The sequence below is a fragment of the Siphonobacter sp. genome (genome assembly GCF_048595215.1).
Classification (GTDB): domain Bacteria; phylum Bacteroidota; class Bacteroidia; order Cytophagales; family Spirosomataceae; genus Siphonobacter.
Window position 1 is genome coordinate 16355 of the sequence record NZ_JBMDWJ010000109.1, and the last position, 12919, is coordinate 29273.

The 12919-nt window shown below is 50.6% G+C and carries 12 protein-coding genes; 9 read left to right on the forward strand and 3 right to left on the reverse strand.

All coding sequences use genetic code 11. The annotated features are described in order from the left end of the window. Nucleotides 1–145 precede the first annotated feature (145 nt). Nucleotides 146–907 (reverse strand): SDR family oxidoreductase, encoded by a 762-nt coding sequence (locus ACOJTG_RS06460; protein ID WP_104710232.1) that lies wholly within the window; start codon nt 905–907, stop codon nt 146–148. A gap of 109 nt (nt 908–1016) precedes the next feature. Here ACOJTG_RS06460 and ACOJTG_RS06465 point away from each other — a divergent pair, with 109 nt between their 5' ends. From ACOJTG_RS06465 to ACOJTG_RS06480, 4 genes are all read left to right on the forward strand, one after another. After that, on the forward strand, nt 1017–1775 hold the full coding sequence (locus tag ACOJTG_RS06465; protein WP_420153058.1) for a hypothetical protein: 759 nt from the start codon (nt 1017–1019) through the stop codon (nt 1773–1775). 166 nt (nt 1776–1941) lie between these two features. Next, nucleotides 1942–2679: an MlaE family ABC transporter permease gene (locus ACOJTG_RS06470; protein ID WP_094809953.1), complete on the forward strand. Its 738-nt coding sequence runs from the start codon at nt 1942–1944 to the stop codon at nt 2677–2679. A 47-nt stretch (nt 2680–2726) separates the two neighbouring features. Continuing rightward, on the forward strand, nt 2727–3482 hold the full coding sequence (locus ACOJTG_RS06475) for an ABC transporter ATP-binding protein (protein WP_420153059.1): 756 nt from the start codon (nt 2727–2729) through the stop codon (nt 3480–3482). Nucleotides 3483–3486: 4 nt separating this feature from the next. Then, nucleotides 3487–3870 (forward strand): VOC family protein, encoded by a 384-nt coding sequence (locus tag ACOJTG_RS06480; protein ID WP_420153060.1) that lies wholly within the window; start codon nt 3487–3489, stop codon nt 3868–3870. 70 nt (nt 3871–3940) lie between these two features. On the opposite strand, the gene ACOJTG_RS06485 is transcribed toward ACOJTG_RS06480, so the two are convergent. Together ACOJTG_RS06485 and ACOJTG_RS06490 are read right to left on the reverse strand one after the other, a co-directional pair. Next, nucleotides 3941–4528: a YceI family protein gene (locus tag ACOJTG_RS06485; protein ID WP_094809947.1), complete on the reverse strand. Its 588-nt coding sequence runs from the start codon at nt 4526–4528 to the stop codon at nt 3941–3943. A gap of 48 nt (nt 4529–4576) precedes the next feature. Next, complete coding sequence (locus tag ACOJTG_RS06490) at nt 4577–5074, reverse strand: MarR family winged helix-turn-helix transcriptional regulator (protein ID WP_094809945.1); 498 nt, start codon at nt 5072–5074, stop codon at nt 4577–4579. Nucleotides 5075–5319: 245 nt separating this feature from the next. On the opposite strand from ACOJTG_RS06490, the gene ACOJTG_RS06495 reads away from it, so the two are divergent. From ACOJTG_RS06495 to ACOJTG_RS06515, 5 genes are all read left to right on the forward strand, one after another. After that, nucleotides 5320–6150 carry an MOSC domain-containing protein gene (locus ACOJTG_RS06495; protein ID WP_420153061.1) on the forward strand — a complete coding sequence of 277 codons (831 nt, stop codon included), beginning with the start codon at nt 5320–5322 and terminating at the stop codon, nt 6148–6150. Nucleotides 6151–6181: 31 nt separating this feature from the next. After that, complete coding sequence (locus ACOJTG_RS06500; RefSeq protein ID WP_420153062.1) at nt 6182–6856, forward strand: response regulator transcription factor; 675 nt, start codon at nt 6182–6184, stop codon at nt 6854–6856. Between the two features lie 2 nt (nt 6857–6858). Continuing rightward, the gene (locus tag ACOJTG_RS06505) at nt 6859–8238 is read left to right on the forward strand and encodes an ATP-binding protein (RefSeq protein ID WP_420153063.1); all 1380 of its coding nucleotides are present in this window, start codon (nt 6859–6861) and stop codon (nt 8236–8238) included. Nucleotides 8239–8376: 138 nt separating this feature from the next. Then, nucleotides 8377–9789, forward strand: a complete 1413-nt coding sequence (locus ACOJTG_RS06510) for a TolC family protein (RefSeq protein ID WP_420153064.1) — start codon at nt 8377–8379, stop codon at nt 9787–9789. A 2-nt stretch (nt 9790–9791) separates the two neighbouring features. Then, nucleotides 9792–12919: efflux RND transporter permease subunit (locus ACOJTG_RS06515; RefSeq protein WP_420153065.1), on the forward strand; the 3128-nt coding region annotated here is incomplete at its 3' end.

Genomic DNA, 12919 nt, shown 5'->3' on the forward strand with positions numbered 1-12919 from the left:
TTGCAGAAAACTACGGCGAAAATAAGGGTTCTCTTCCTTTATTTAATAAGATTTTTTAATAAGTTGTATAGAGTTCCTTACTTTCGACCCTTAACCAAATAAAATAGTAGAAATTAACCGACTGGCTATCAAATTACGGGATCGGTTACAAATCTCCCAATTGTGGGCGTACCAGTAGTTCTTCCACCACAGCCGAAGGAGATAGATGGTAACTGGTCCAAAGCAGTTCAGCCATGTCGTCTACCTGCATAAAGCGGCTTTCGGGTAAATCGCTACCCGCCCAGCTTTCGGTATAGGTGGCACCCGGCAGAATGGCCGTTACTTTGATTCCCTTGGTTTTGAGTTCTTCGCGTAATTCCCGCGTCAGTCCCAGTAAGGCGTGCTTCGCAATGCAGTACGAACCCCCGTTGGGATAGGCTTTGATACTGGCCGTCGAACATACATTCACAATGTAGCCCCGTTGCCGCTCCATCATGGCGGGTAGCAAGGCCCGGGTCAGGTGATACGCCGAACCTACGTTGACGTTGATCATCGTTTCGAAGGTACCCTCCTCTTCGTTGTAGATCTGGCCGGGTAGAAACAATCCGGTATTGTTCACCAGCATTTCGATGGATCGCTGCTGAGCCTTAACGAAAGCGGCAAAGGCTTCAATCTGTTCGCGTTCACCCAGGTCAGCCGTGTAAATGTGTACCTGCCGGCCTTCAAACTCCTGTTCCGTCTCTTGCTTGAGCTTCTCCAGATCTGCCGTGTTGCGGGCGACGGTAATGGCGTCGAACCCTCCTTTTACGAATCGGCGTAAGATGGCCTTGCCAATACCCTTGGTGGCTCCGGTTACGATAACCAACGGTTTTCCCGCCAGGGGAACATCTTTTGTTTTAATCAGTTCACTATTCAATAAATCACTCATTATCAGTATTTTGTTTAGTAAATAATGGAACCCACCGGAAAGATCCGTACTGGATTCGCGTACAGATCGATCATAGAAGTGCTTAATTCGTAAAAAAATCCCTGTTGCGATGCGAAAGTACCTCCTCCTGCTGGGTTTCCTGACAGCCTTTTCTTCGCTCTATGCTCAGTCGAAACTGATTGTAAAAGTCGGTATTGGACCGAGTTTTCCGTACGGAAAATTTGAAGATTCTGAAACGCAGGACCTGGCCAAGCTTCTAAAAATCGGTCCTCACCTGGGTTTGACCGTGGCCCATGATTTTAGTCGACATTTCGGAGTGGCACTGACGGCTTCGGCCTGGACGCATGCCGTGAAAAACGAAGAAATGACGCAGTACCTGAAAGACAAGTATTTACCCGCGGCCTACATTCCCCTGGTCAAATCGATTAATGCTTCTGCGAAAAAGTTTGAATTTTATACGGGCTACCTGTCTCCTTATTACACCTTTGAAGTAGGCGAACGAATTCGGATCGATTTGCGGTTGAATGCGGGGATCATGCATTTGCGTTTCCCTTCCATTACGGGGCAGGGAGAGGCCATCAATCCACTGGAAACGCCCATGACCGGAGTTGCGTCTCCCCTTACGGTATCGAGTGAAGCCCGGGAGGCCACCGCATTTATGTACGGAGCCGGAGCGAGTGTCGCTTATAAGCTATCCGAAACGTTCCGAATTTTTACGGACATTGACGGCTTACGAGCCCGTCCGTCGTTTGATGATATTCCCGTAACGGCTACGCTCGGGCCCGTAACGCTCGCCTCGGCCCGTCCGGCATTTTCACAAACGGCAGGTACGCTAAGTGTTCGTTTCGGAGTGGGATTGTTTTTTTAACTGTCCTATTAACAGGTGAAGAAACCCGTTATTACGGGTACTTTTCACGCCTTTGTATCGTCCTAGCAAAACAGCTTACGCCTGCGTGAGTTTTACTGAAAGCCGATACGTATGTAAATGGATTTGTCTTCCAACTGAAAACCGACAACTGTAAACTGATTAAGCCATGAATTTACTTACCCGTGTGGGTCGTTATTTTATCTTTCTGGGAACCCTGTTTACACGTCGCGAAAAAGTGAGCGTGTACGCAAAACAGATCCTGGAAGAAGCCGTAGCACTCGGCATTGATTCCATCTTTATTGTCTCCATCGTTTCTACCTTTATCGGAGCCGTAACCTGCGTACAAACGGCCTATAACCTGGTAAGCCCCTTCATTCCCGACTACGTAATTTCGCTGATCGTGCGGGATATGACGCTGCTGGAGCTGGCTCCTACGATTACCTGTATCGTGCTGGCCGGAAAAGTGGGTTCCAACATCGCCAGCGGTTTGGGTACCATGCGTATTTCGGAACAGATTGATGCCTTGGAAGTGATGGGCCTCAATTCCGCCTCGTACCTGGTTCTGCCCAAAATCATTGCTGCCGTTCTGGTATTCCCGATGCTTATTACAATTGCCGGATTTCTCTCCATCTGGGGTGGCTATGTCGCGGGTACGTTGTCGGGGGCCATTACGCCCGAGGATTACGTGTACGGAATCCGGGCTGACTTTATTCCTTTCAACGTACCGTTCGCCCTAATTAAAACCGTCGTATTTGCCTTTCTGATCACTTCTATCTCCGCTTTCCGAGGTTATTATACCGAAGGCGGAGCCCTCGAAGTAGGGAAAGCCAGCACTACGGCCGTTACCAATAGTTGTATTGCTGTATTAGTAGCGGATTACCTGCTGGCTCAGTTGCTGTTATAAGCGTGAGACCTGCATGAATCGACTGATTTTTAGATGCCTTGTTTACAATGATTGAAATACAAAATATCAGGAAAGAATTTAACGGACGCGTCGTACTCGATGGCATTTCGGGTACGTTCAAACCCGGCAATTGCAGTCTCATCATCGGTGGTTCGGGTACGGGAAAGTCCGTTTTACTGAAATGTATCGTAGGGCTGATCAAACCCGAAGGCGGCAATGTCCTGTACAATGGCCGCGATTTCTGGTCGGGCGATAAGGACACCAAACGCGACATCCGCCGGGAGATGGGCGTACTGTTTCAGGGTAGTGCTCTTTTTGACTCGAAGACGGTACTCGAAAACGTAAAGTTTCCGCTCGATATGCTTACCGATCAATCGGAAGAAGAAAAGATGGATCGGGCTCAGTTTTGCCTTCAACGCGTGGGGCTGGAAAAAGCCGCCCAGCGGATGCCTTCCGAGGTTTCGGGTGGGATGAAAAAACGCGTCGGCATTGCCCGGGCCATTGTGATGAATCCAAAGTACCTGTTTTGTGATGAACCCAACTCAGGTCTGGACCCGCTGACGAGTGTAAAGATCGATGAGCTGATTCAGGAAATTACCGATGAGTATCAGATCACTACCATGGTCATTACGCATGATATGAACTCGGTACTGGGCATTGGCGAGGATATTCTGTTCTTACACCAGGGGCATAAACTTTGGGAAGGAACGAAAGACAATATTCTGGATACCGACGTGCCGGAACTGCAGGAGTTTTTGTACTCCAACCAGTTGGTACGTCGTATGAAAAAGAGTCAGCAGTAATCGTATGCTAGAAGCCATTCACCATATCGCAATTATCTGCTCGGATTACGAGCGTTCCAAACACTTCTATACGCAGGTGCTTGGACTGGAAGTGGTTCGGGAAGTGTACCGGGCCGAACGCGATTCGTACAAACTGGATCTGGCCGTGAAGGGTCACTACCAGATTGAACTGTTCTCGTTTCCCAATCCACCCGCCCGGCCCAGCCGACCCGAAGCTCAGGGTTTACGCCACTTGGCTTTTGCGGTAACCGATTTGGACGCGGCCATTGCTTCCCTCCGTACGCACGGGGTGGAAACGGAACCCATCCGTACCGATGAATGGACCCAGCGACGATTTACGTTTTTCGCCGATCCCGACAATCTGCCGATTGAGCTATACGAGATGTAGGAAGGTCTACCATAAAAAAAGGCCCGGAATTGAATTTCCGGGCCTTTTTTATACTAACGCTGGGTACGAATTATTTCGTCGTAGCCAGGTTTACGTCCAGTTCAAAATCATCGTTGATGGCTTTGTCTCCGAGGTTATCGAAGAAGCTTTTTGAACCGTAACGGATGTCGTATTTCGAACGGTCAATTTTGATTTTAGCCGTACCCGTACCCGTTTTAGGATCAACCGTAGCGGGGAACGTTACTGCGTTGGTTTTTCCTTTGATCGTCAGATCGCCGGTTACATCGTAGTTGTTACCACCTTTAGGCGTTACTTTGGTAATTTTCATCGTTGACGTCGGGTGATTGGCTACACCAAAGAAATCTTCACCTTCGAGGTGAGTTTTCAGTTTGGTGTTCATTTTTTCGTCTTTCACGTCGGTTACTTTCAGCGTACTCATATCCATCGTGAAGTTACCGCCAACCAGTTTACCACCGTCGAGCAACAGTTGACCGTCTTTCAGGGCAATGGTTCCGGTGTGCTCACCCGTTACTTTCTTACCTAACCAGATTACTGATGATTTCGCCGTATCCACTTTAACAGGCGTAGGCTTTTTACCAGCGTTTACGAACAACATGGTGGCAGCCAGAGCCGCAGCGAAAAATTTAACCGTTTTCATTTTTTGATTAATTGGGAGTTTAAATTCTACTGAAGGGAGAAATTTTGGTTAAGGAGCTACTACTTCATTTCCATCGCAATCCATCGAAACGTGCTTGCCTCGCATTTTGTCCAGCAACAGACTCAGTTGCTCGGCTTCTTCTTCGGTCAGGCCTTCGATCAGGTCTACTTCCCACTCTCCGATTCGTTCATCGATTTTTTCGAGCAGGGCCAGGCCTTTTTCGGTAATGAGCACGTCCACCGCCCGGCGATCGTTCGGACACACCATCCGGCTTACGAGTTCTTTCGCTAATAATTTGTCCACCAGACGACTGGCATTGGACATTTTATCCAGCATGCGTTCGATAATCGCATTGACCGTAATCGCACTGGGATACTGACCCCGAAGGATACGCAGCACGTTGAATTGCTGTATCGTTAATCCGTATGGTTTCAGCTTTTCCGAATGCAGCGAAGTCATCCAGTTATTCGTATAAATCAGATTTACCATCACCTTGTGATAAGGACTGGTAAAAGCTCGTTGCTTTATTTCATTTTCAATGGTCATGGCGTTATTGAAAGGTGATGCAAATATATACCACAACATTTAATGTATATACATATTTACATCTTTTTATTTTGAATTTTAACGTTCTTTAAGGAATACACAGCGAAGAAGCCGCAAGTTCCGTCAAACGCGAAAGGCTTGAAAATGGCTCAAAATTAACTGATAACGAAAAGAGTAACTATGCGTATTGCCCGAGATTATCGACTTTGTGATGAACGGAAAACCAAAAAAAAGTAGCTTTGCGTATGCCTACCTTACAACTTTCTGAAATCTGGATTTACCCGATTAAATCACTGGCAGGGCTTTCCCTGCCACAAGCCACGCTTACTTCCCGTGGACTTCTGTACGATCGCCGCTGGATGCTGGTGGACGAAACGGGTCGCTTTCTTTCTCAGCGAACCTTACCCCAATTGGCCCTGTTTGAGGTGCGTATGGAAGATAACACACTGGTCATTTCTCATCGTGAGTCTCCGTCTGAACCCCTGCATATTCCGCTGGTTGCTGAAGGTGGCGAAGCCCTTCAGGTAGAAGTCTGGGATGATACGATGCTGGCTCAGGGAGGCTTTCCGGAAGCGGATGCCTGGTTTAGTGAGCGTTTGGGCCGAAACTGTCGCCTCGTGTACCAGCCCGAGAGCACGCATCGAACGGTCGACCCGAGGTACGCCCGGCAGGGAGAAATCACGAGTTTCTCGGATGGCTATCCTTTTCTCCTGATCGGTCAGGCGTCGTTAGATGATCTCAATACGCGACTGGAAACGCCCGTACCGATGAACCGCTTCCGGCCCAATCTGGTCGTGACGGGCGGAAAGCCCTACGAAGAAGAAGGCTGGGAAAATTTCCGGATTGGTGAACAGGAATTCTGGGGCGTGAAACCCTGTGCCCGTTGCGTACTAACCACGATTGATCAGCAAACGGCTGAAAAAGGAAAAGAACCCTTGCGTACCCTAAGCAAATACCGGAACTGGAATAACAAGATTCTTTTTGGCCAGAATCTGCTACCGGCAACCGATTTGTACACGCTTCGGGTAGGTGATGCCGTTGCTATTCTAACGAGTAAGCCGGGCCCCTTACAGTAGCATTGATTCGATTCAAACGTAGGAGAAGATTATGAAGGTATTGTTGGTGGAAGATGAGGTCAGCCTGGCTTCGTTCATCCGTAAAGGGGTAGAAAGTGAAGGATACGTACTCGACATTGCGTATGACGGCCTGATGGGTCAGCGGATGGCGGATAATAACAGTTACGATGTGATTATTCTGGATGTCAATTTGCCCCATATTAATGGCTTTGAGCTGTGCCGATACATCAAGCAGCAGTCGCCCCGACAACCCGTACTGATGCTCACAGCATTGGACAGCCTGACGGACAAGGAAAGCGGTTTTGACGCCGGTGCCGATGATTATCTGGTAAAACCCTTTGTATTCCGCGAACTTATCCTCCGGATCAAAGCACTGGCCCGCCGGAATGCCACGCACGAAAGCCGGAAGTCCGTATTACGCGTGGCCGATCTGGAACTGAACACCGAGGCCCGTACCCTTACCCGCCGGGGCCAGCCCATTGACCTGACCGCTCGGGAGTACGCTCTGCTGGAGTATCTGATGATCAATCAGGGTCGGATCGTGAGCCGGATCGACATTGCCGAAAAAGTCTGGGACCTGCACTTCGATACCAATACGAATATCATTGACGTGTATATCAATTACTTACGCAAGAAAATCGATAAAGAATTCGATCATAAACTCTTACACACCGTCGTCGGCATGGGGTATGTGTTACGGGCCTGAGTATGAAAATCAAGCACAAGATCATCCTTTGGTTTTCTTCGCTGGTGGCGGGTAGTCTGCTGCTTTTTTCGGTATACGTTTATTTCACCTATTCGTCCCTGCGGCAACGGGCCATGGACGGCTGGCTGGAACGCAAAGCCCGCGTTACGGAACAACTCATTACCAAAGACGATGCCGTTGTGGGTAAGATCACGACTTCCTTACCGGAACAGGTCGTTTTCATCTATTCGCCGAAAGACAGTCTCATTTTTGCCAGTGAAGTCACCAACGATTTTCTGGCCAGTCAGGCTTTTCGCAAACGCGTACGCGACGAACGGCTGGTTCGGTTTAGTTACCAGAGTCCCCAGCACAAGTACCCCAAAGACGGTATGGCCCTTACCTACCCCGGCCCCTGGCCCTCGCCTTCGGGTCAGGAATATCTGGTACTGGTGACGGCCTACGATGAAGATGGATACAATCGCCAGAGTAACCTGATGGATTTGCTGATTTTAGGGGATATTTTTGCGATTGTCGTGGTCGGACTACTAGGGTATTTCTTCTCCCGGCAAGCCCTGAAACCGTTGAATCGTCTCATCGATCAATTACCCCAGGAAGGCTCTCTGGGTTTCCGTTTGAAACCCGAAAATCCGAATGACGAAGTCGGCGTACTGGCCTCTGCCTTCAACGAGCTGTTACAACGCCAGGAAAAACTGGTGGATAATCAGCGGGCTTTTATCTCCCAGGCTTCCCACGAATTACGTACCCCGCTGACAACCATTAAAGGCTGGCTGGAAACCTCACTTACGTACGATTTCAATGTACAGGAACTTAAAAAAGGCATGAGCCAGGCCGTGCGGGAACTCGACAAGCTCACGGCTCTTTCGAATGGCTTACTACAATTGGCTCAGTTGGATAATGTACAGGTAAAGATCGATAAACAACCGCTCGATGTGGTTGAGCTGGTACTAGAAGTAGCGGATCTGCTGGGTCAGCAGAAGCCGGGACAAACGCTTTCCGTCAACGTCAGTCAGGACGTGCTGGAACAATCCACGCCCCTACTCATTCTGGGTAATCCATACCTGCTCCGTACGGCCTTGTATAACCTGCTCGACAATGCCGTCAAGTACTCCCAGGGTCAACCCGTTTCGTTTTCGCTGGAAATCACGCAGGATCAACAAGCCCATATCCGGATTCTGGATCAGGGAATCGGACTGACACCCGGCGAAGAGGAACGTATTTTGCAACCGCTGGTTCGGGGCTCGAATGTTCAAAGTATCGAAGGGTTCGGCGTGGGACTTACCCTTACTCACCGGATCGTATTACTGCATCAGGGACAATTGACGTTAAGCCCCCGGGAAAGCGGCGGTACCTGTGCAGAGATTCGTTTGCCTTTGTATTCGTAAAGTTTTGTCTGTTCATTTTCCGTTAAAAACCTCCATTTCTGGCTTTCTAATGCTGTTCTAATCTCTTCTAATAGGGTTCTAATCTCGTTCTAATGTCCGCTTCATAGGTTTGTTCCATTCCCCAGTGAATGGATTGATATGTCGAACATTAAACGAATACTGCTTTTACAGGTAATCCTGGGCTTATCGCTGCTACAAACCCTGTGCGGACAACCGCCCCGTTTGTCGCTCGATGAAGTATTGGATAAGGCCCGCACCAATTACCCTTCCATCCGTGGTAAACTGGCCGCAATTCGAAGCTCCGAAGCGGATGCTCAGTCCATGCGGCTGTCCTTTCTGCCCCAGGCGGGCGTTCAGGCTCAAGCCTTTAACGCCACTTCCAATCAGGTCCGTGGAGCTTCGGCTTCAGCCGGTGGCCTGATGATTCCCATTACCGGGGTACGTACGGATGGCTTCAATAACCAGGCCGCCTGGACGAGTGCGGCTTCGATGGTTATTGATTGGGAGGCCGTCACCTTTGGCCGTCGGCAGGCCCGCCGGAATCAGGCCAACTTGTCGATTGAGCAAGCCAAGGCGGATTACGAGAGTGAATTATTCCTCCATCAGGTACGCGTGTGTGATGCTTATCTGCTGGCTCTCAATCTGAAAAAATCGGTACTCTTGCAAATTTCCAACCTGCAACGAGCCAAGGCTTTGCAGATCATTACCCGAGCCAGTACTTCCGGTGGCCTTCGTCCTGGAATTGACAGTTCGGTGAGTGCGGCGGAAGTGGCCCGTGCCCGTTTACAGGTACTGGAAAGCCAGAAAATGGCCCAGCAGCAAGTACTACGTTTGACCGAACTGATGGGCGAGCCGAGTCTGGGTTACGAACTGGATTCGCTCATTTTCTACCACCGATTACCGGACATGAACCGGGTTTCGGGGGAAAAAGCGTACATCCACCCGCAGTTACGGGTTTTGCAGAAACAAATGGCCCTGGGTGAAGCCAACCAAACATTACTGAAAGCCAATGCCTTACCTTCCATTTCCGTAATCGGTTCACTCCAGGGCCGGGGATCGGGTATTAGCGAAGCGACGCAAAAAGATGGTACGTTCCGGATTGACCCGACGCTCGGAGCTGGTTTGCCCTTGCGGGCGTTCAACTACATCGTAGGGTTTACCGCCATCTGGCGACCGACGGAATTATTTCGGGTTAAACCCAATCTTTCCGCTCAACGCGAGCGAGTTCGGGTTTCGCAGGAAGGCTATAATCAGCAAAAACTAGCCTTAGATGCAGGCTCCGAAAATGCGAATCTCCAGATCGAACTGGCTCAGGCTACGGTACGGCAGGCTCCCCTTCAGTTGGAAGCGGCCCAGCAGGCCTACGCTCAGTCGCGGGCCCGGTATGAATCGGGACTGGATAACATTCAAACGCTGACCCAAACCGCCGCCCTGCTGAATCGGGCGGAAGTAGATCAGGCTCTGGCCGTGAATGGCCTTTGGCGGGCTTTGTTACTAAAAGCCGCAGCGGATGGCAACCTGGAAGAATTTTTGAATCAGATTCTCAACTAATTATGATAAAAGCGGCCTTAGCTAAACCCATTACGATTATCGTAGCTCTGCTGGGAATCGTCGTCTTCTCGATTCTGGCCCTGAGCCGGATTCCGGTCGATATTTTTCCCCGGCTGAATTTACCGACGATCTATATCGCCCAACCCTACGGCGGCATGACGCCAGCTCAGATGGAAGGTTTCGTTTCCACGCGTTACCAGAACCAGATGCTGTACGTATCGGGGATCAAGAACGTGGAAGTGAAAAACATTCAGGGTCTGTGTCTAGTCAAATGTAGTTTTTACGAAGACGTGGACATGGCTCAGGCCGCCGGTGAAGTGGCTAGTCAGGTCAGTCGGGTAATGAGTTACTTACCCCCCGGAACCGTACCACCGATTGTCGTTCGTTTCGATGCGTCGAGCTTACCGGTGGGGCAATTGGTCTTTAGCAGTCAGCGGGCTTCGCTCGGTGAAATGCAGGATCTGGCTTCGACGCGGATTCGACCTTTGTTCTCCCAAATTCCCGGAGCTTCGGCTCCATCGCCTTTCGGTGGCAACGAGCGTACGGTCGTCGTACGGGTAGACCCCGAACGGATGCGGAGTTACGAATTAACGCCCGATGAAATTGTCTCGACCGTGGTTCGGAACAACCAGATTTCACCCGGTGGTAGCATCCGGATTGGTGATTTTTCCATCCTGACGCCAAATAATACGGTTCTCGATAAAGTTGATGAATTCCTGAACATTCCCCTGCGAAAAGGGGTAGGTCCGACGGTATTCGTGCGGGACATTGCCACCGTGGAAGATGGTACCGATGTTCCCGTGGGTTACGCCTTGGTGAATGGCAAACGGTCGGTGTATATCCCCGTAACCAAATCCGCTGACGCTTCGACCATGAGTGTGGTAAATGCATTGAAGGGAAAACTGGCCGATATGAAAGCCCTGTTACCCGATGATGTGGAGCTATCGTATGAATTTGATCAGTCGGTATACGTGACCCAGGCCGTGCACAGTCTGGCCGTGGAAGGGGGCCTGGGTGCCTTACTGACGGGATTGATGGTACTGCTTTTCCTGGGTGACTGGCGTAGCTCGCTCATTGTGGTATTGACCATCCCCGTTTCCATTCTGGCTTCGATTCTGATGCTTCAACTCATGGGTCAGACGATCAATATCATGACCTTGTCGGGGCTAGCACTGGCCATTGGGATTCTGGTCGATCAGGCGACGGTGGTGATTGAAAACATTCACCAGCATCTGGAAATGGGCAAGCCCAAGGCCCGAGCCATTTTCGACGGCTGTAAGGAAGTATCCTTTCCGCTGCTGCTGATTACGCTCTGTATTCTGGCCGTGTTTGCTCCGGCCTTCCTGATGAATGGTGTACCCCGGGGCATGTTCCTGCCATTGTCCTTGTCCGTAGGTTTTACCATCATTGCGTCGTACCTGCTTTCACAAACCTTCGTACCAGTGGTTTCCAACTGGTGGATGAAAGCTCACGCCCACCCTACGCCGCATGACCTTAGCCTGCTTCCCGACCTTTCAGAGAAACAGGAGGCCCACCAGGAAAACTTCGAAACGCAGCATCCTGAAAAGGTAACGGGTTTTGAACGCTTCAAACTGGGTTACTTACGCTTGCTTGACCGCCTGTTGCAACGCAAGGGAATCGTGATTGGAGCCTACCTGATTTTTTGTGCCGTACTCATTGGTGTCGGCTTCACGCAGATTGGTCAGGATATGATGCCCCGGCAGAATCACGCCCGCCAGTTTCAGGTACGCATCGTTGCTCAGGAGGGATTACGGATTGAACGTACGGAAGAAATCACGAAAGAAGTCATCCGGCAGATTGATGGTATTGTTGGTCCAAAAAATGTGGCCATATCTTCGGCTTTCGTGGGTATGACGCCTTCTAGTTACGGTACCAGTTCGCTGTACGTATTCAATGCCGGTCCGCACGAGGCGGTATTACAGGTGAAGCTTTCGGATCAGTACGAAGTGGCCTCGCTCGACAACCTGAAGGATGAAATCCGGAAACGGGTACACCAGAAACTGCCCGGCGTAAAATTATCCTACGAACCCATTGACCTGACGGATAAAATCATGAGTCAGGGGGCTCAGGCTCCCATCGAGATCCAAGTAGGTGGCAAAAGTCTGGAAGAAGGGCAGCATTACGCCAATCGCCTTCTGACGCAAATGAAGAAGATTCCGTATCTGCGGGATTTACGGATTAATCAGCCGCTGAGTTATCCGACCATTCAGATCAAAATTGACCGCGAACGGGCCGCTCAGCTCAACGTGAGTATCGATGAAATTGCGAAGTCGCTGGTAGCGGCGACCTCTTCCAGCCGATTTACGGCCAAGAACCTCTGGCTGGATGAGTCCAAGGGTTTTGCCTATCAGGTACAGGTAGAGATGGAGCAGCAACAGATGAATACCGTAGCCGATATTCAAAGCATTCCACTGGTGAAAGGCCAGTTGCGACCCACGCTGGGCGATGTGGCCACCATTACGCCGAGTACCGTTCCCGGTGAGTACGACCGGATTGGCCCCCGCCGAATCATTACGGTATCGGCGAATATTGCTCACAAAGATTTGGGTACGGCCTCGCGGGCGGTACAGCAAGCCATCAAAAACGCGGGTGATCCGCCTAAAGGCTCCAGTGTGGAATTACGCGGGATGGCTCAGTTGCTGGATGAAACCCTGACGAGTCTTCAGTTCGGTCTGGGACTGGCCGTGGTGGTAATCTTCCTGCTACTCGCGGCTAATTACCAGTCTTTCAAGCTGGCGGGTGTGGTACTGGTGAGTATTCCGGCGGTACTGGCGGGTTCGCTGACACTGTTGCTCGTGACGGGTCAAACGCTGAATCTGCAATCGTACATGGGGATCATCATGTCGGTGGGGGTATCGGTGGCCAATGCCCTGCTGCTGGTTACGAATGCGGAATCCCTCCGACTTCGGTACCGCAATGCCCTGACCTCCGCCCGAATGGCGGGGGCCGCTCGTCTGCGACCCATTTTGATGACGGCTCTGGCAATGATTGCCGGGATGATTCCGATGGCGAGCGGCCTGGGTGAATCGGGTGAACAAACGGCTCCGCTCGGACGGGCGGTGATTGGAGGCTTGCTGTTCTCGACGGTAGCGGCACTGCTCATTTTACC